Genomic DNA, 18,609 nt, shown 5'->3' with positions numbered 1-18,609 from the left:
TAGTATTTTGAATGGTTTACTATTTTTTGAAGTGGCGCTTTTAAAGCGCCATTTTTGTATTTGGATGATTTTATATCAAACTGTGTTGGGTCGGTTTCTCTTAATATCGCAATGAACTGTCCCAGACTCAGCCGAGCAATCTGTGTACAGAGCATTCATGTACCATGACATTGCTTTTTCTAACCCTGATTTAACACTAAATTGTGGTTCATATCCTAATAGTGTTTGAGCTTTATTAATATCAGCCTGTGAATGGCGTACGTCGCCTTGGCGAAAATCTTGGTAACTGGCTTGTTTTGTATAATCAATATCGCACTGCTGTAAACTATCGCCAATGGCTTGAAACAGTTGATTTAAGCTGGTGCGATCACCTACAGCTACGTTGTAGACTTGGTTTTTACTTTGTGTTGGTGCCATCGCTGCCAATATATTGGCTTGCACGGCATTATCGACAAAACAAAAATCTCTTGATGTTTCGCCATCACCATAAATTTTCACGGGTTCATTATTTATCATGGCAGCGGTCCATTTAGGAATAACCGCGGCATAGGCACCATTTGGGTCTTGGCGTTTGCCAAATACGTTGAAGTAGCGCAAACCAATACACGAAAAGTTATATGTTTTGGCAAACACATCGGCATACAGCTCATTAACGTATTTGGTCACCGCATAAGGTGACAAAGGCTTACCAATATTATCTTCTTGTTTAGGCAGAGCAGGGTGATCGCCATAGGTTGATGACGACGCCGCATAAGTAAAACTTTTTACATTGGCTTGCTGGCTTGCTCGTAACATAGTTAAAAAGCCAGTCACATTAGCCTCATTAGTGGCTAGCGGATCGTTAATTGACCTTGGCACCGAGCCTAAAGCGGCTTGATGCAATACATGATCAACGTTTTCAAGGGCCTGTTGGCAATCTTTATTATTGGTGATGTCACCTTCAATAAAGGTAAAGTTACTCCAAAGCGCTTCGCCAACTTGTTCACGTACATCATCTAAATTCGCTTGATGGCCGGTGGCAAAATTGTCTAAGCCAACTACGCGCTGATTAAGTTTAAGTAAGGTTTCGAGTAAGTTTGAACCAATAAAACCGGCAACGCCGGTGACAAGCCATGTAGCAGGGGTTTGCGTTAATTGAGTACATACCTGCTCATATTTACTCGCTTGTTTTGCTTGTGAGCTCACCGATACTCTCCTGTATTGCTGTTGTGGTTAACGAGTTATGACGCGTTTTATAAACGCAGATCAACCGATTCGCGTGGCAGAATGTACTTTAAATCGTAAATAAAATGACCGCGACGACCCCATTCTCTGATTTGTGTTTCGCTGAGCTGCATAAATTGTTTATGAGCGACAGTGAAGATAATCGCGTCATAATGGTTCTCTTTTGGTTGCTCAAGTAAATCAAGATTATATAGCGCTTTCGCTTCTTGCTTGTCACACCAGGGATCGTATACATCAACACTCATATTGTATTCGTTGAGCTCATCAATAATGTCGATAACACGGGTGTTGCGTAAATCGGGGCAGTTTTCTTTAAAAGTTAAGCCCATTACCAAGACATTAGCGTGCTCAACGTGGGCATCTTGTTTCATCATGTTTTTGACAAGTTGCGATACTACGTATTTGCCCATGTCATCGTTTAAATGCCGCCCCGCCAAAATCATTTTAGGGTGATAACCAATTTGCTCGGCTTTTTGAGTTAAGTAATAAGGGTCAACACCAATACAGTGGCCACCGACTAAACCTGGGCGAAATGGTAAAAAGTTCCACTTAGTGCCAGCCGCTTCCAATACGTCAAGCGTATCAATATCAAGCTTATTAAAAATAATCGCCAGCTCATTGATCAAAGCAATGTTGACATCGCGTTGAGTGTTTTCAATGACTTTGGCGGCTTCGGCGACCTTTATCGAGCTTGCCATGTGCGTGCCGGCGCTAATGATGCTGCCATAAAGTTGGTCTATATACTTTGCCGCCTCGGGCGTTGAGCCTGAGGTGATTTTTAAAATTTTGGTGACGGTGTGTTTTTTGTCGCCAGGGTTGATGCGCTCCGGCGAATAGCCAGCGAAAAAGTCTTGGTTAAACACCAAACCGCTGTGGCGCTCAATAACGGGGATACAGTCATCTTCGGTAGCGCCAGGGTAAACGGTTGACTCATATACCACCACATCACCTTTATTGATGACACTTGCAATCATTTCACTGGCTTTGATTAATGGTGTCAGATCGGGCTGTTTGTATTTATCGATGGGGGTTGGCACGGTGACAATGTAAAAGTTACATTGCTTAAGATCGTCTTGATGGCTGGTAAAGGTCAGGTTTTCAGCTTGTTCGAATTGTTTTTTACTGACTTCTAAGGTTGTATCGATGTGATCCCTAAGTTGATCGATACGATGTTGCTTAATGTCAAAACCTACGGTGGGAAATTGTTTACCGAACTCGACAGCCAAAGGTAAACCGACGTAACCTAAGCCTATTACGGCTACTTTTGTTGTATTTAAATCCATGACTTGCGCACTGTTTTTGTTGTTTAAAGCAAGTATAGTCGCCATGTGCTATTTCGCAAATGTTCGGTAACTGTCTGTAAAGAATGTGCTTTATTGTTTTTTATGGGGGGTAAGATGGCTTTAGGGCAAGCACGTTGGTTTTTAATCTGCGGAGAATTTTTTCGGCGGTGTTGCCTAACACTTTTTGCCCGATACCGCGTCGGCCAACGGTGCCCAGCACCACTAATTGACAACGCACCTTAGCCGCTATCGATGGGATCACTTGCCAAGGTTTGCCTGCGTGAATATAAAATTGTTGTTCGCTCAGTTGGTATTGTTTAGTGAGGGTGTGGATTTGATCAGCAAGGGCATGCTCTGCTTTTATCTCTATCTCGTCTTTAAATTGTACCCCTAAATCTCGTAATACGGAAGAGAAGGGCGGAACGTACAGCACCTGTACCTTGACGTCGAGTCGCTTTGCAAGATGGCATGCAGACGATAAAATGTGTTGGTTGAGTTGTTGTTTGGACTCATCTTTGCTTTGTAAGTCGACGCAAGCTAGAATATCGTGACTACGTCGCCAGTGTTTTTTACTGGCGATTAAAATGGGCGCTGGGCATTCTCGCAATAACGCCCAGTCGGTCGGCGTGTAAAATAAAGCGTCGGTGCAATGGGCGGTTTTTACCACCATAGCAACATCGTGAATCGTAACATAGTGATTAACCCAAGTAGTGATATCTTGTTGCCAGACAACATCACTACTGTAGGGGAGCGGGTGAGAGAGTTCGTTCTGTAAATGCGTTGCTTTTTCGGTTAACCGTTGCATAAGCGCATCTTTAAATGCTTCACCTTTACTGCCCATGTCAGTGATATCTTCATAGTGAAAAAACACCACATGTAATTTTGCCTGTATGGCGAGAGATAAATAACTTGCTTGCTCTATAGCGTTTGTTGTTAAGCCAAAATGATCGGCGATAACCACGATTGTTTTCATTCATGCACTCCAATCTGCTCTAATGCACTCTGTACTTTATTTTTAGCATAGTATTTTTTCGCGTAGCTGTTTTGATGTTTATTGGCCGAGCATATGAAAACACGTATAAATATTTTTAATCGACATATGTTAAATGCAAATAATTTGTATGAAGATCATGATCTTAATGATACTGCTACGTGCGCAATAAAAGCACTCGCTATTACCAGCGTATTTCACAGCGGTATGTAATGAACAAGTGCTAGAACAGTTATCGTATAGGTTAAAAAATAACAGGTGAAATGTTTAATGAATTTTGCCATGATAGGCACATCTTTCAGTCGATTATCGGCTAAGTTATTAAAAATAATAATCTGCGCGTTAGTAAATGTTTGTCGCTTGTCGCTTGTCGTTTGTCTTTTATATTGTCGTGCAGCAATTTGTCGTAAATAAGGAAATTGACACGTGTCTTTGTCAACATCTCAGGTAAAAAAAGCCGTTATCCCTGTAGCCGGCTTAGGTACGCGCATGCTACCTGCAACCAAAGCTATCCCTAAAGAAATGTTACCGGTAGTGGATAAGCCACTCATTCAATACATTGTTAATGAGTGTATTGCCGCTGGTATTAAAGAAATTGTGTTGGTAACGCATTCGTCAAAAAATGCCATTGAAAACCATTTTGATAAGCATTTTGAATTGGAAACCACGCTAGAGAATCGTGTTAAACGTCAATTGTTGGAAGAAGTACAATCTATTTGTCCAAAAGACGTGACCATTATGCATGTGCGCCAAGGCGAGGCTAAAGGTCTTGGCCATGCGGTATTAAAAGCACAACCAATTGTAGGCGATGAACCATTCGTGGTTGTGTTACCGGATGTATTAATTGATGATGCTGCGAGTAACCCGAAAACTGAAAACTTAGCTGCTATGCTTAAGCGCTTTGAAGAAACCGGTAAAAGCCAAATTATGGTTGAGCCAGTACCGCAAGAGTTAGTGAGTAGTTACGGCGTGGTTGATTGCAATGGTGAACAATTAGCCGCCGGCGAATCTCATCCTATGACGGCTATCGTTGAAAAGCCAGACGTTGACGAAGCTCCGTCAAACTTAGCGGTTGTTGGTCGTTACGTATTATCAAAACAGATTTGGGAATTGCTTGAGTTTACACCTCCTGGTGCAGGCAACGAAATTCAGTTAACCGATGCAATCGCAAGCTTGATGAAAATTGAGCCTGTAGAAGCATTCCATATGACCGGTAAATCACACGATTGTGGCTCAAAGTTAGGTTACATGAAAGCCAATGTGGAATACGGTTTACGTCATCCAGCGCTAAAAGATGACTTTGCTGCCTATTTAAAGTCTTTATAATCAGCGGTAGTTTGCCAAGAACCAATAAAAAGCCGTTATACGCCTAGCAGATAATCTAGGGATAACTTTGTATAAAGGCCTGCTTAAATCAAAGCTTAGCGAAGAGATTCGAGCTTAGCTAAAATATTAGAGCTTAGCTAAAATATTAAAGCTTACCGACGATATGTGTCATCTATGTTTATGATGCGCTATCTGGTAAGCTTTTTTGATCAAAAACGGCTAATTTGGCTTTTACTATTTTATATCGCCAGCATAACGGCAGCTCGTCATACATTCATCAGCCACTGATATAGCCCGTGTTTGTTTTTTCGCGGGCGTCCAGGTTTATTTTGAGTAAACAACAGCTGCGCTTCGAAGCTAAGGGTATTGATGTAACGTTGGCTGGCAATTGGAAAGTTTTGATGAAGCTTAGCTTCGATAAACTGTCGGTAGAATTGATTTTCTTCGAGAAACAACTGTTGCCGATATCGATCTTGCCGTTGTTCATCGCAATCGGCAAGTTTTAGGTAACTTGTTGGCGCAATCAATTGCAGATTAAACGGTGCTTTACGTTGATGGTCACCTGTATGCTCAGCATAACTGGTGTAGGCATCAATGGCGTTATCATGTTGCGTGCTTTGCTGTCCGATACCATCAAGATAATACATCGCCCACATAAGATAACTATCATGCTCAACGAGGCTAGCTTTATGCCGGCCCTGAAATAATCCGCCGGTACGATTATGTCGTCTGTTCACATATCTCACATAACTGCCATTGATATATTGCATGAGCTTGGCAATAGATTCACTGCTTAACGGGGTTAGCAATAACAGTATGCGATTGTTTAATAATGCATATGCATGCAATTGCAGCCTATATTTATCGAGTCCATGATTTAAATAACGGGCAAATTGTTGGTAGTCTTGTTGAGTAAAAAATATTGACTGAGCGTTGTTACCACACAGACTAATAAGGTATGGATGTTTAGCGAGGTATAATCTGGGTTTTCTTGGCATAGTAACTCCTGTTTAATGTCCCTTTGTGTATTATTCTTTTACAGAGTTGCTAACACGAACGTGCTATATGGGTGACTTTTTGCTGAGTGTGGCTCTCCTTGTGTTAATGGGTTGTACGTAGGTTGCTACGTACATCTTCTTGCTAAATACCTAGTGACTTTTGTTCAGGATGACAGTGAGTTAACAGGTAATTGCAAGGTAGGGTAATTGCGTATGGTCATGTGATGGGCGCCTGCATATACCAAGATGATATAGCAGGAGCGACCCATCCATGTCCAAATGATACATACGAGCACCTTCGTGCGTATCAGTCCTTGCCGTCCTGGCAAACATCCATGTTTCCAACGCATCAGTGCGTTGGGCATTCCCTTGCGGGCTTCCATATAAAGTCAATCCATGACTTTAAATCTTAATAACCCCCTAAAATGGTGCAGGTGATTACTAAAACAACTGAATATCGAGACTTGATAACGACTTACGAAATAAAAATTGAAGAAATGATATACCGCTATCTCGTGCTAATGGCGGATTATTATCATGGGATAGAACATCATCATTCTTGAAGCGAATTTACTGATCCCTGTATGGTGACCTTAACTGCTCGGTAACCGAAACGAACAAACTTATAATAACCAGAGCGTTGCTTGTTCACTGCAACTTATAATAACGCGACATTGAGAATAGTTCGGTTATGATATTTTAATGCTAGTCTATGTTGCTGACTTTACACATGTTTTTTATCAATTGACGAATGTTTGCTAACTCAACGAGTCGTATAATTTCAGTATTGAAAAAATATTTTAATTGGCAAGTACAAGTGCTTAAAAAAATCATGGTTAATTATTTAAGTCATTGAATTTGTTTGGTTTTATTTTTTCAATTTTTAATGTTTTTAATACGTTTGAGCCGAAAAATATTGTAGCCGGAGTAAAAATAACAGCCATTTACAATGTAAAAAATCGCTTCATAGATTAAAATTTTTCATCTAAATATCACTTGCTTAAGAGCCAAATGCGCTTTGCTCATTTTCGCTTAAAAGTTTTTGACAAACCTTATTTGCGATCTACGATTAACAATGCGCTAAATAAGTTGTTAATCAACTCTAATAATAAAAAACTTGCTATACATATCCGAGTTTTCCTATTAACCATAAATTCCTATTCACAAGGCTCGGACACGTTTTTTGTTTTACTTTGGACTGTTGAGAGGATATTTGTCATGTGGACTTCAAAACGCATGCAAAAGCGCATTCAATTTATTGTCGGCTGTTTACTTAGCGTATGGCTGGTTACTAACGCCGCATGGCTGGCAACCACTAGCTCTATAGATGCGGTAACTTGGTTAACTGTAAGCACCATAGTCGCACTTAAGGTATTTTTATATCACACCGATTAGTAAACCAATTGCCTGATTAGCAATAACGATCAAGCACTTGGTTCGTTATTTAGTATAAGTGATTGTAAAATATCAGCTATGACTTGCTAATTTATACATTCAATGAAATTATTTGTTAGCTACCAAGGTCGTATTGATTACCAATACGTGATTTGGTGAACAATTACTTTTGCTGGCGTACTGTTATTGCTGGTATTTTAATAAGATAAACTTTAGGAACAATATAATGAAATTATTAAAACACTTTTTTATTACCGCTGTCGTTAGCACATTGATGTTAACTGCTGTGTCAGCGAAGGCTGAATTTAACCCATTTGATGCACAAAATGTTGTCGCCTCGTCAGAGTTTGACCATGACCATGGTAAAGAGGGCAAGTGCGGCGAAGGCAAATGCGGTGAGGGTAAAAAAGGCAAGTGCGGCGAAGGCAAATGCGGTGAAGGTAAAAAAAGCAAGTGCGGCGAAGGCAAATGCGGTGAAGGTAAAAAAGGCAAGTGCGGCGAAGGCAAATGCGGTGAAGGTAAAAAAGGCAAGTGCGGCGAAGGCAAATGCGGTGAGGGTAAAAAAGGCAAGTGCGGCGAAGGCAAATGTGGTGAGGGTAAAAAAGGCAAGTGTGGCGAAGGCCAATAATTGTCATCACATTGTTCGAATTCAAGAACCGGCGTAAGCCGGTTTTTTATGCGCCAATGCATATATAATGAAACATACGTACTTTGTCGACTAAGCCAAACCCTTCCCGTTAATTGATATTATGTAAGTCTTGTGCCGGAATTTTTTGGGTGTTAATTGTTTTAATACCAAGGCTTGTTAACAATACGGAGTAATCTCGTTGTTAGTCATATGTTAAATACGAAAATAATTTTTTTTGATCTGTATCAAAGTTTTTTTGAATCGTGTATTATCCGCGCAGAGATTTTTGACGGAGAGCAGTATAATGTCACACGATAATTTTAAAGAACAATCTTCTAAACGCCACCTGTTTGCTGCATTAGTAACATTAGTTGCAATGCCATTATTGCCGATGCTAATGGGCTGGTACACTTTCTTATAATCATTTGATTTGCGCAGATTGTTATCGATAAGGAGTATTCGATGAGTTTGCATGTTTTGTTAGTTGAAGATAATCCAAGCGTTGCAAAGCAATTGCAGCGGGTTTTAACTGAGCATGGTTTTGATGTTACAACCGCAAGTAATGGTTTAGATGCGTTTAATAAAGTACAGCAGCATGTTTATGACATCTGTATTATTGACCATTTAATGCCGCTAATGGACGGTCGCCAGTTACTCAAAAACATATCGCAGTTAACAGTGCATAAGCCAGCGTTTACGGTATTTATGTCAACTCAAGACTTGCGCTCGGTAGAGCAGTTACCTGAAGTACAATTTGCCGATACCTTGATATGCAAACCCATCGAAGATGAGGTTTTTATCGGGGTGATCTATTCGTTACTTGAAGAGTCGAGCAAGATTGCTTAAGTAATTTGCCACTCAGTGATACGAATCTGTTAAAAAGCTCGGGCGTTGCTCGGGCTTTTTACATTTTGTAGGCAAAATTTATTAACTTATGAAACTTTAACGTTAAGTTTTGTAATTATCGCTAGCCAATGGCGAATAAGACTATAAAAAAATGGGTAAATCTATTATCCTTTAAGCAAACAATTTGAGACTGTTGATCTATGACTGAACAAGAGATTATCTATTTAAAGAGCATTATTAAGAACGTGCCGGATTACCCTATCGATGGCATTATGTTCCGTGACATCACGGGGATCTTAGATGATGCCAAGGCGTTTCAATTTTGTATTGAACATTTGAAACAAAAATTTCAAAACCAAGGTATTACCAAAGTCGTTGGTACCGAAGCTCGTGGTTTTTTATTTGGTGCACCATTAGCGTTAGAGCTAGGGGTTGGTTTTGTTCCAGTGCGCAAGCCAGGTAAGTTACCTAGGGCCACCTTTAGTCAAACTTACGATTTAGAGTACGGACAGGATACGTTAGAAATTCATCAAGATGCCTTAGTTCCTGAAGATAAAGTATTGATGATCGACGATCTATTAGCGACAGGCGGCACCATTGAAGCGACAACCCATTTAATTCGAAATGTGGGTGCTACCGTCACAGACGCCGCATTTATCATTGGCTTACCTGACTTAAAAGGTCATGAACGTTTAAATAACCTTAACGTTAACGTTTATGCCATGGTAAATTACTCAGACGACGAATAATACGCGCTGCGTAACTCAGCGCAACAGCATCCCTTACTGCTGACAATAACAATAAGTTCATAAGGCATTTATACCATGAGTTATCAGGTTCTGGCGCGAAAGTGGCGACCTAAAGATTTTTCCGAGCTGATCGGACAACAACACGTAGTGACCGTATTGACCAACGCATTAAGTCAGCAGCGACTGCATCATGCGTATTTATTTACCGGTACTCGTGGCGTGGGTAAAACCACCATCGCTCGTATATTTGCTAAAAGTCTTAATTGTCAGCAAGGGGTGACTGCTACACCCTGCGGTCAGTGTGATGTTTGTCAAGACATCGATGCTGGCCGTTTTGTCGATCTATTAGAGGTCGATGCAGCATCTCGCACCAAGGTTGATGACACCCGGGAAATTTTAGATAACGTTCAATATGCACCAACGCGTGGTCGTTATAAGGTTTACCTTATTGACGAAGTCCATATGTTATCAAAAAGCAGTTTCAACGCCCTACTAAAAACACTGGAAGAACCGCCAGAGCACGTTAAGTTCATCCTTGCGACGACCGATCCGCAAAAATTGCCGATTACCGTACTTTCTCGTTGTTTGCAATTTCACTTAAAAGCACTTACGCAACAGCAAATCACTGAAAAGCTGAGCCAAATTCTTGATGCGGAGTCTGTTACCTATGACGATGCGTCTATTGCGCTATTGTCTAAAGCTGCTCGTGGTTCAATGCGTGACTGCCTAAGTTTAACGGATCAAGCGATAGCTCAAGGGCAAGGTCATATTGTTAGTGACAATGTCTTGCAGATGCTTGGTGGCGTTGATCAAAACTGGGTATATAAAATACTTATTGCTTTGATTAAGCAAGATCCGCAAGAGTTATTAAACCTTAGCCAGCATATCGCCAGTTATGCGCCAAGCTACCATAATTTACTAGCTCAACTTGTCCAACTGTTGCACCAAGTGGCGCTGTACCAATTGGTGCCAAATGGCGTTGATCTAGATGAACAAAAACGTCAACTTATAGACAAGTTTGCCAAGTCTATGGCACCAGAAGACGTGCAATTGTATTATCAAATTGTCGTTAATGGTCGTAAAGACATCGCCTATGCTGGCGATGAACAAGCCGGCTTTGATATGATTTTGTTGCGAATGCTAGCGTTTAAGCCGGCGTCGATTGCAGATACGATTTCTGTTCCACAAAACACACCTTTATCGGCGGTGACCAATGTAAGTGATAGCGAAAGTGCTATCGCTCATGTAGCCGTAACGCCACGTACGACAACGAGTAAACAAAGCACCCCCCAAGACACTAAGGGCCAAGACACGACGCAAATCCCGCAACAAGCTCCTGATGTGAGCCAGCCAAGCACTGATGTGCAAGCTGAAGCGGTAGAGTCAGAATTGCCTGATGTTGCATCGTCGAACCAAGCGTCAAACACACCATCAAAGGCCAATGTGTTTATCGATCGTAATCAAGCAACTGATGAACGCGCCTTAATGGCCGAACAAGAGCAGCTTGAAGCGATGGCGTCAGTGCAAAAACAACAAGCATCCAGTCAAGCTAATGTAGCTAGCGAGCAATCGCAACAGCCGTTACAAGAGTCGCCACAAGCTGAAAGCAGTGCGGGTGAGGGTGGCTTAAGCCCTGAATTAGCAAAGATGGTAGCGACACGCAATTTACTTCGCAGCAAAAAAAAAGCCGCGGAGGGTAGTGTAAAAAAGTCGCTAACCCCAACAGCGAAGGCGATTGAACCTCAAGAGCCGCAACCTGCTAGCTCGACAGCGCCGACTTACGAAGCAAATGCTGCGCAAACAGACGGCGATAAGACTGCAAGCGCTGATTTACCATTGACTGAGCGTGAAGCTAATAGTCAAACATCTCAGCCTGAACTAAGCGCTGACAACAAGCTGTTAGTTGAGCAGAATATGTCGCATGTGCCGAGTAATACGCCACCGTCAGAGCAGACTACGGTAGACGATAAAACTCCGACTCATCAGGCACCAAACCGGAACAACCAGCAAGCGGTATATCAGCAACCAGTACTAAAACACTCTAGCGAGTTTAATGCCAATGATATTGATCCGACCTTGATTCGGGATGCCAATCAAGTAGATACCTGGGCACATATGATTGATGCCATGAGCTTGACAGGACGCGTCAGGCAATTAGCGCTGAACTCACTGTTAGATAGTCAATCTACTGATGAGCATTTGATTATTCACGTAGATAATCAATGGGCACACCTTAACTCGAAAGCGGCGTATCAAGCGATTGTAGATAGTTATAGCCAGCTCAAGCAGCGTCCATGTCAGGTGACAATTAACGGTATAGAACAACCGCAGTTTACGCCACTTGCCATTCAGCACATTATTAATGACATCCGCTTAAATTGGGCAAAACAGGTAATCGCTAGCGACGAATTAGTGCGAACGTTACAGCAAGAGTTTGCGGCGTTTGTTGATGAAAACTCGGTTGTGCCACTGTAAAAAATCGGATATGAGCAGATAAATATTTTTATCGGTGTTGATAATAGGCTTGTTGGCACCATATAAATGATTAAATTAGTACGCCGTTTGTAGCCAAATCAGGGTATAATAGGCGAGATATTCAAGCATATTGGAGAGTAAGATGTTTAAAGGCGGCATGGGCAATATCATGAAGCAAGCCCAACAAATGCAAGCGAAAATGCAAAAAGCGCAAGAAGAGATTGCTAACATGGAAGTCACCGGTGAAGCCGGCGCTGGCATGGTAAAAGTAACTATGGCTGGTAACCACAATGTACGTCGTGTTGAAATTGACGAGAGCTTAATGGAAGACGACAAAGACATGGTTGAAGACTTAGTGGCTGCAGCATTTAACGATGCGGTACGCCGTGTAGAAGAAACATCGAAAGAAAAAATGGCGGCGGTAACCGGCGGCATGCAAATGCCACCAGGCATGAAAATGCCGTTCTAGATATAAAATACTGAAATTCCTAAGAATTTTGTCTTTTTTTGTTCCATGGGACAAGCGTGGGACAAAAGAAGCAGGCAAATTACGAAAGCTCAGACCTATTGTCTGAGCTTTTTGCTTTTAGTACTAATTGTTTATTAAGTTAAGAAGCTGTTTGCCCGAGCGCTTTCGCAAGCGTGTTTATGTAATTTGGTTCTTGAGCAGGAATCCACTTAGCGTAAATAGTACTTATCATACTCCAGTCTTTATGACCCATTTGTTGTGCTAACCAAGTAGGCTTGGCATTGGCCATTAACAAACGACTTGCATATGTATGTCGCAATTGATATGCCGGACGATATGGGATATCCGCTTTTTTGAGCCATATCTCCCATTGGCCAGACTTTGTCGTGACCTCTGGACGACGGTAAGGTTGATTGTCTCTATGGAGAAATACGCGACGACGATTCAGTACTTTAGTCTTGTGATTTTTGTAGTGAATAACGTCTAAGCGTTTTTCGGCATGACCAGTCTTTTTAAATTGTTCGAGCAATACTCCTTGCACAATAGGCAACATTTCAATTTTTCTGATCCCTGCCTGAGTTTTCGCAACTTTGAGCTTGCCTTTGCGCGTTAAATTGTATTTAACGTGAATAATACCGCCATCGAAATCTATATCCTCCCATGCTAAAGCTTTCAGTTCACCATGACGCATTCCTGTCCATGCTAATAGCGTTACCATTAGTCGAATGCGGTGAACGTGAATAGCTTTGAGTAGAGAGTCTAATTCCGCCTGTGAAAACGGGCGAACATCGTCATCATGAGCATCGGAATTAAAATCGTCCTTTGGAAGCTTTTTCAATTGCGGTACTGGGTTGATCTTGATATACCCTTTGTCTACAGCATGATCTAAGACCTTTTTTACGGTCTTGGTGTACTCGTTAACAGTACTTGTCGCGCATCCAGAAAATTTTGCTTTTTTATCACCTTCAACAGTTTTTTTGCGAACTTTTTCTAAAACATCTTTCGTTAGAAATTTTACGGCTTTGTCTGCGTAATTATAATGGTTCATCCAGTTAATCGCTGTGGTCATTTTATCACTACTGGGATCAGTCAAAGCACCACTGTTTTCTTCTCTGTACTCAGCAAAACATTCACGCAAGCTAATATTTACCAAACCGTGAACAGCAGTATTGGTCGGAAAGTGTCTTTCCCAGAAAGTATCTGGGTCATGTTTATATAAGCCAATGTTTATATCCCTTTTGATATTAGCGAGGGTGAGCTTTGCCGCTTCTATATTTTCAAGTGTTGCCGGATATCCAATAGCTTTGCGGACAGCTTTGACCTTATCAGGCAATTTAAATTGCACATAAAGGTTACCGGAACGGACATGGATACCGCTAGCGCTGGAGAGCGCTAGCTTTATCTGTACTGACAACGCGGCCATTACATATATTTCCTAAATGCTTTAGGATTGACATAGATTCGACAGCCCTTGCCATCTTGCTTCCAAACTTTTCCTTGCGGCATCGGCTTTGTGGGATGCCTTAGTCGCTGCCGAACAGCTGACACCGATTGACCAAGTAACTTGGCAGCATCATCTATCACCATCCAATGGTCGTGGACAGCGTTATTAAGCTGAGCCTCTAACGAGGTTACGCGCTCGATAAGCCCATTAATGGTCTCAACTAAGGTGATGTAATTCTCGTTTACATCAGTGGTAAATAACTGCATTGATTGTATCTCCACAATTAAGATCTTTAATTATTATCCTGCCTCATAAAGCAGATTCGTCCAGAGTTTTACAAAGCTAACCGCTATAGCCTCGTCAGCTATTGCAAAAACTCTTTCGCCAATTAAAAGAGCTTTTACTTTTTCCCTCAATTAAATATCTGTTAAGAACAGTCAAATCTAAGGATTCAACAGGGCAAAATAAGGTCGAAAAAATTTCGAAAAATTAATGTCGGACAAAACAGAAACACTGTTGACATTCTTAGTTTGTGAACGTAGCTGAAGTGTTTTCCTGCGAGGTTATCGCAGAGCTTTATCGTTGTGCCGTTCAGGCAACTTTTGAACATGCATCACTTTCTGCGAGAACTCGCAGGCATTCCCACTTTAAAATTTTTTAGCTATTTGATTTTTCTGCGATATATCGCAGGCAATGCAACCAATGTAAAATCTTTTTATACCGCAGGAAGTAGCGGTTCCTGCGAGGAATAATACGCTGGTGTGAATTTACTTTCGTAACGCAAATAATTTTGTGCAAAAAGAAACTATTTGAGTTTTCTATTTTGGAAGCATACAAAAAGCTCAATGGAGGAGGGGACAAGGATTAACACAAAACTTAAACAGCTGATGATTATATAAGGATAACCGCGGTGTCATCACGAGGAAGGTTTAAGTGTTTGTTTAATCAATGTACCACCATTGGGTCGACCCAATTCTTCATGATTTTAATTTGATAATAGGAGGTTTGTTTTGAAGTTGTTGCTCCGCCGCATTCAGGTGGGGCAACACTCTCAAAGGCTTAAATAACAGAGCCATTTTACCCAATTACACTCGGTTTATTATCCCGGGTGGATTTGTCGTGGTGAGATATCTACAAAAGATATTTTCAGTCAAATAAATTTAATCAATCTTTGTTTATGCAGAAATCTGCAGACTATGGGGAAACTTATTCAAAATATCGCGTGTTTCTATTACTTCGCCATTGTTTTGAGCGTTACGTTGCTCAAAAGAGTTTAATTAGAGACAAATACAATGAAATGCGATTATTTACAACGAGCGGCATGGACACTTTTATTAGCTACAGGAGCGATATCAATAGAGGAACTTGAGAGCTTTGGCATTTCTAAAGGAAGAGCTAGATCTTGGCTAAAATCAATGCCAGATGATAACCAGTTACTCAATGCGGCATCCAAAGTTTCTAAACAATCTGTGAGTGCAGATGGCCCTGGAGAAAATATTATTTCTGCCCATGAAAGTGAAGAAGGGGAGCGGGTATGTCTAAGTGAGTCTAAAGACCAAGTTGACGCGCAGCCTGTAGCAGACGAAACAAAAGTTGACGAGTCATCTCAGTCCGAGGAAATGATTACGCCACCCCCATTGTCTGCTGGAAAAAGGGTTGAAGATTCTGACCGGGAATTAACATCTGCAACCTGTAGTGTATCTGTTAGCGTTGCGGTTAGTATCAGAGCAACGAGTGGACTGCATGGAGAAATTAAAGCGTCGCTGGATCTTATACAAGATAATGGCACGGCACATGAGGTTTAAATATTAATGGAGACGTTTGGCCTAAATGACGTAACCAAGCATTGCTTGTATTAACGGCAATTATTTTGAGCTTGTGAGTTATAGGGTAGTTGATATATTATAACTGTACAAATGTACAGTGGTAAAGTGAATGAAAGTTTGTCCTTATTATATTCAAGCTGGGATCAGTGGCTTTGAAAGTCCTGCGACTGAGTATAAAGAGATAGGGTTATCGTTAGATAGTTTGCTTATCATGCATCCCAACGCCACATTTATTGGTATAGCGCAAGGTCGTTCTATGGAGCAGGTTGGGATTTTTGATGGTGATTTACTCATCGTTGATCGCTCTGTTGATGTTAATACGGGCGATGTGATTGTTGCTGCTCTTAACGGTGAGTTCGTATGCAAAATTATTCATAAGCAAAAAGCTCAGTTATTGTCGGCGTCAGCTGAATATGCGCCGGTAACCGTCACCTCTGATGATAGCTTTTCAATTGAAGGTGTCGTGGTTTCATCGATACGCCTGCACCGTCAACCAAGGGAGCTAAAGGCGTGATTGGTCTTATCGATGCAACTGGCTTTTATAGTGCTTGTGAAAAGGTCTATGACCCTCAGATACGCAACAAGCCGGTGGTTTGTGTGAGCAACAATGACGGCTGTATCGTGGCGATGTGTCCGATAGCACGAGCGTTAGGTGTCCCTAAATTTGAACCTTTATTTAAAGTTCGCAAGTTTTTAGATCAAGCAGGCGTTGTCATTCGATCGAGTAATTATGAGTTATATGCCGATTTATCTGAACGCATGATGACAGTGATCGGCCGCTTCGCGCAGCGACAACACATATACAGTATTGATGAAAGCTTTATCACCTTGCCTGACGATGCTGATTATCAACAAGTTGCGTTAGAGATCCGCAAGGCGGTTTGGCGTGAAGTGAAGTTACCTGTTGGCGTAGGTATTGCCAATACTGCAACGCTTGCTAAAGCGGCGAATCATGCGGCTAAGCGAATTGATGGTTACCGAGGTATTTGCGTTATTGATGATGAGCAACACCGTATTCAAGTTTTATCAAAAATGGGCGTCGCTGACGTGTGGGGTGTTGGTCGCAGGTTAGCGAAGAAATTAAAGCTGTTAGATTTGACAAGTGCATTGGATTTATCAAGGCAGCCACCAAAAGATATCCGTAAACAATTCTCTGTTGTACTCGAACGTACCGTAAATGAATTAAACGGTATAAAGGCGCTAGACTGGGACGACGTTAAGGCACCAAAACAACAAATATTTAGTACCCGTTCGTTTGGTGAGCCTATTCGAGATATAGATCAATTAGCGAGCGCCTTTGCAACACATGGTGCCACTGTCGCCTATAAAGCGAGACAGCAAGACTCGTATATTAAGCGCTTGATAATCTTTGCTGCATCGTCCCCGTTTAAGGAAAAGCGTTATGCGAAAACATTATCTATTGACTTAGTGAGTCCTTCAAACGATACGCTTGTGATTAATAACGCTATTCGCCGTGGTCTCACTAGCGTTTTTATGGAAGGCGTTGATTTTATTCGCTGCGGCGTTGGCGCGGTGGAGTTGCAAACCGGTTTTGTTCAAACAGATCTGTTAAGCCCGAGCAAAGATAGCCCTGCATTAATGAGTTGCCTAGACGCGATTAACAACCGTTATGGCGCCGGCGCGTTGCATACTGCATCAACTAAACAGAGCAAGTGGCACATGCGGCGAGAGTATTTATCACCACATTACACAACACGTTGGCATGATGTACCGAGGATAAAATGCTAGACTTTAAAGAACCCTTTTTCAGGTAAATATATGATTTTCTGTATTTACTTTGACTTTTTCTTATTGTCCCGTAAATTAATGAAGGAAAGTGGAAGGATGGCCGCTAAACAGTCAATCAGTACTCCCCAAGAGAGAATTACTGAACAGTCTACTTAATGCATATTTAGTCTTCAACAAGGAGCAGTAATGACCAAAATATACTTTCCTGAACGATTTGATAGAGATACTCTTGCACCTTTCTTCGATGAATTGGATTATCATCAAAACACGCCGGATGTTTGTATTGACTGTTCTACACTAAGGTATTCTTACCCAACAGCGATGCTAGTCGCAGGTTCTAAGCTAAGAAGTTGGGTCAGAATTCGGCGACAGAACAATATTAGAACGACAAAATCAGGGCATGATCGTTCAACTAATGTTCATTCTTATTTAATGCATCTAGGTTTTTTTAACTTTATCTTGATGGGAGGGGGTAACCAAGTTGGCCAAGCACCTGGTTCATCAGCTTATTTGCCGATCACTAAAATAGAAAAGCCCGCATATGATGCAAACACTCAAGAACTTCAAATTTGGTATGACAATATCATGTCAAGTGTAAGAGGTCTTGCGAGAGTTGTTTCTGGCACAGTAGAAGATACCGAAGAAAACCGACTTTATAATTATGCTCTTCGTGAGATCATTCGAAACGTATTCGAACATTCAAATGCAACAGAGTGTTATGTGTGTGGCCAACGTTGGCGAAATGGTAAAGTCGAAATTGCTGTTATTGATGAAGGGATTGGAATTGCAAACTCCTTGAGGAGGTCACACATAGTTGCTAATGATATGGAAGCTCTTTTCATGGCAATCAAGCCAGGAATATCAAGTACTACGAATATTAATCAAGCTAACAATGTTTATGATAATTCTGGATTTGGTTTATATATATTAAGTCAATTAGCATCTAGTTTTGGGTGGTTTGTTTTAGGTAGTAGTACAGCTAGAATCGTTGGGCACACGAAGCAAATTATTCAAGAAAGCCTTAACTTTAACGGAACTTATTTTGGCATGCAATTGCAACGCTCACCTCAGCAATTTAGTCAACTTCTAGAAGACATTATTAGGTACGGTGAGAAAGAAGCTGAAGCGAGTGGTATTTCACAAAAAGCATCCGGTATGTCAAAGTTTTACTGACTGAAGTTTCATAAGCTAATTTAAGTCATGCTG

At 41.3% G+C, this 18,609-nt stretch carries 17 protein-coding genes; 11 read left to right on the top strand and 6 right to left on the bottom strand.

Translation table 11 applies throughout. From position 1 onward, the window contains the following. Positions 1–75 precede the first annotated feature (75 nt). From ACAX20_RS09285 to ACAX20_RS09275, 3 genes are all read right to left on the bottom strand, one after another. The gene (locus ACAX20_RS09285) at positions 76–1,185 is read right to left on the bottom strand and encodes an SDR family oxidoreductase (protein WP_371185671.1); all 1,110 of its coding nucleotides are present in this window, start codon (positions 1,183–1,185) and stop codon (positions 76–78) included. Positions 1,186–1,232: 47 nt separating this feature from the next. Continuing rightward, the gene (gene tviB, locus ACAX20_RS09280) at positions 1,233–2,507 is read right to left on the bottom strand and encodes a Vi polysaccharide biosynthesis UDP-N-acetylglucosamine C-6 dehydrogenase TviB (protein ID WP_409351154.1); all 1,275 of its coding nucleotides are present in this window, start codon (positions 2,505–2,507) and stop codon (positions 1,233–1,235) included. Between the two features lie 100 nt (positions 2,508–2,607). Beyond that, on the bottom strand, positions 2,608–3,480 hold the full coding sequence (locus tag ACAX20_RS09275; RefSeq protein ID WP_371185668.1) for a universal stress protein: 873 nt from the start codon (positions 3,478–3,480) through the stop codon (positions 2,608–2,610). 507 nt (positions 3,481–3,987) lie between these two features. Here ACAX20_RS09275 and galU point away from each other — a divergent pair. Then, positions 3,988–4,824 carry a UTP--glucose-1-phosphate uridylyltransferase GalU gene (galU, locus tag ACAX20_RS09270; protein ID WP_371189630.1) on the top strand — a complete coding sequence of 279 codons (837 nt, stop codon included), beginning with the start codon at positions 3,988–3,990 and terminating at the stop codon, positions 4,822–4,824. 266 nt (positions 4,825–5,090) lie between these two features. Here galU and ACAX20_RS09265 read toward each other — a convergent pair whose 3' ends face one another. Then, complete coding sequence (locus ACAX20_RS09265; protein WP_371185666.1) at positions 5,091–5,822, bottom strand: transposase; 732 nt, start codon at positions 5,820–5,822, stop codon at positions 5,091–5,093. 1,218 nt (positions 5,823–7,040) lie between these two features. Here ACAX20_RS09265 and ACAX20_RS09260 point away from each other — a divergent pair. The 6 genes from ACAX20_RS09260 to ACAX20_RS09235 all read left to right on the top strand — a co-directional run bounded on the left by ACAX20_RS09260 (position 7,041) and on the right by ACAX20_RS09235 (position 12,384). Continuing rightward, positions 7,041–7,217, top strand: a complete 177-nt coding sequence (locus ACAX20_RS09260; RefSeq protein WP_371185664.1) for a hypothetical protein — start codon at positions 7,041–7,043, stop codon at positions 7,215–7,217. 226 nt (positions 7,218–7,443) lie between these two features. Then, entirely contained in the window at positions 7,444–7,845 is a 402-nt protein-coding gene (locus tag ACAX20_RS09255) for a hypothetical protein (protein WP_371185663.1), read from the top strand. 462 nt (positions 7,846–8,307) lie between these two features. Continuing rightward, a complete protein-coding gene (locus tag ACAX20_RS09250; RefSeq protein ID WP_371185661.1) occupies positions 8,308–8,691 on the top strand; it encodes a response regulator in 384 nt (127 codons plus the stop codon). Positions 8,692–8,891: 200 nt separating this feature from the next. Then, complete coding sequence (gene apt / locus ACAX20_RS09245) at positions 8,892–9,440, top strand: adenine phosphoribosyltransferase (RefSeq protein ID WP_371185659.1); 549 nt, start codon at positions 8,892–8,894, stop codon at positions 9,438–9,440. Between the two features lie 75 nt (positions 9,441–9,515). Then, complete coding sequence (gene dnaX, locus ACAX20_RS09240) at positions 9,516–11,915, top strand: DNA polymerase III subunit gamma/tau (RefSeq protein ID WP_371185657.1); 2,400 nt, start codon at positions 9,516–9,518, stop codon at positions 11,913–11,915. A 142-nt stretch (positions 11,916–12,057) separates the two neighbouring features. Then, positions 12,058–12,384: a YbaB/EbfC family nucleoid-associated protein gene (locus ACAX20_RS09235; protein WP_371185655.1), complete on the top strand. Its 327-nt coding sequence runs from the start codon at positions 12,058–12,060 to the stop codon at positions 12,382–12,384. A gap of 139 nt (positions 12,385–12,523) precedes the next feature. Here ACAX20_RS09235 and ACAX20_RS09230 read toward each other — a convergent pair whose 3' ends face one another. Both ACAX20_RS09230 and ACAX20_RS09225 read right to left on the bottom strand, forming a co-directional pair. Next, positions 12,524–13,807, bottom strand: coding sequence for a tyrosine-type recombinase/integrase (locus tag ACAX20_RS09230; RefSeq protein ID WP_371185654.1), 1,284 nt, complete (start codon positions 13,805–13,807; stop codon positions 12,524–12,526). Beyond that, entirely contained in the window at positions 13,807–14,094 is a 288-nt protein-coding gene (locus ACAX20_RS09225; protein ID WP_371185652.1) for a hypothetical protein, read from the bottom strand. The genes ACAX20_RS09230 and ACAX20_RS09225 overlap by 1 nt, the downstream gene beginning before the upstream one ends. A 1,026-nt stretch (positions 14,095–15,120) precedes the next feature. On the opposite strand from ACAX20_RS09225, the gene ACAX20_RS09220 reads away from it, so the two are divergent. From ACAX20_RS09220 to ACAX20_RS09205, 4 genes are all read left to right on the top strand, one after another. Continuing rightward, the gene (locus tag ACAX20_RS09220) at positions 15,121–15,633 is read left to right on the top strand and encodes a hypothetical protein (RefSeq protein ID WP_371185650.1); all 513 of its coding nucleotides are present in this window, start codon (positions 15,121–15,123) and stop codon (positions 15,631–15,633) included. A 130-nt stretch (positions 15,634–15,763) separates the two neighbouring features. Further along, positions 15,764–16,168, top strand: coding sequence for a LexA family protein (locus ACAX20_RS09215; RefSeq protein WP_371185648.1), 405 nt, complete (start codon positions 15,764–15,766; stop codon positions 16,166–16,168). Further along, positions 16,165–17,403: a Y-family DNA polymerase gene (locus ACAX20_RS09210; RefSeq protein ID WP_371185647.1), complete on the top strand. Its 1,239-nt coding sequence runs from the start codon at positions 16,165–16,167 to the stop codon at positions 17,401–17,403. Before ACAX20_RS09215 ends, ACAX20_RS09210 begins: the two co-directional genes overlap by 4 nt. 186 nt (positions 17,404–17,589) lie before the next feature. Beyond that, a complete protein-coding gene (locus ACAX20_RS09205) occupies positions 17,590–18,576 on the top strand; it encodes an ATP-binding protein (RefSeq protein WP_371185645.1) in 987 nt (328 codons plus the stop codon). Positions 18,577–18,609 lie beyond the last annotated feature (33 nt).

Source organism: Thalassotalea sp. Sam97 (assembly GCF_041379765.1).
GTDB lineage: Bacteria > Pseudomonadota > Gammaproteobacteria > Enterobacterales > Alteromonadaceae > Thalassotalea_A > Thalassotalea_A maritima.
The sequence above is the reverse complement of the archived record's forward strand: the minus strand, read 5'-3'. Positions and strand labels throughout refer to the sequence as shown.

Coding starts and splice junctions, on each gene's coding strand:
- ACAX20_RS09220 (WP_371185650.1), top strand. CDS start 15,121: ATGAAATGCGATTATTTACAACGAGCGGCATGGACACTTTTATTAGCT.
- ACAX20_RS09255 (WP_371185663.1), top strand. CDS start 7,444: ATGAAATTATTAAAACACTTTTTTATTACCGCTGTCGTTAGCACATTG.
- ACAX20_RS09265 (WP_371185666.1), bottom strand. CDS start 5,822: ATGCCAAGAAAACCCAGATTATACCTCGCTAAACATCCATACCTTATT.
- ACAX20_RS09230 (WP_371185654.1), bottom strand. CDS start 13,807: ATGGCCGCGTTGTCAGTACAGATAAAGCTAGCGCTCTCCAGCGCTAGC.
- ACAX20_RS09260 (WP_371185664.1), top strand. CDS start 7,041: ATGTGGACTTCAAAACGCATGCAAAAGCGCATTCAATTTATTGTCGGC.
- apt (WP_371185659.1), top strand. CDS start 8,892: ATGACTGAACAAGAGATTATCTATTTAAAGAGCATTATTAAGAACGTG.
- ACAX20_RS09275 (WP_371185668.1), bottom strand. CDS start 3,480: ATGAAAACAATCGTGGTTATCGCCGATCATTTTGGCTTAACAACAAAC.
- ACAX20_RS09205 (WP_371185645.1), top strand. CDS start 17,590: ATGACCAAAATATACTTTCCTGAACGATTTGATAGAGATACTCTTGCA.
- galU (WP_371189630.1), top strand. CDS start 3,988: ATGCTACCTGCAACCAAAGCTATCCCTAAAGAAATGTTACCGGTAGTG.
- tviB (WP_409351154.1), bottom strand. CDS start 2,507: ATGGATTTAAATACAACAAAAGTAGCCGTAATAGGCTTAGGTTACGTC.
- ACAX20_RS09225 (WP_371185652.1), bottom strand. CDS start 14,094: ATGCAGTTATTTACCACTGATGTAAACGAGAATTACATCACCTTAGTT.
- ACAX20_RS09235 (WP_371185655.1), top strand. CDS start 12,058: ATGTTTAAAGGCGGCATGGGCAATATCATGAAGCAAGCCCAACAAATG.
- ACAX20_RS09250 (WP_371185661.1), top strand. CDS start 8,308: ATGAGTTTGCATGTTTTGTTAGTTGAAGATAATCCAAGCGTTGCAAAG.
- dnaX (WP_371185657.1), top strand. CDS start 9,516: ATGAGTTATCAGGTTCTGGCGCGAAAGTGGCGACCTAAAGATTTTTCC.
- ACAX20_RS09215 (WP_371185648.1), top strand. CDS start 15,764: ATGAAAGTTTGTCCTTATTATATTCAAGCTGGGATCAGTGGCTTTGAA.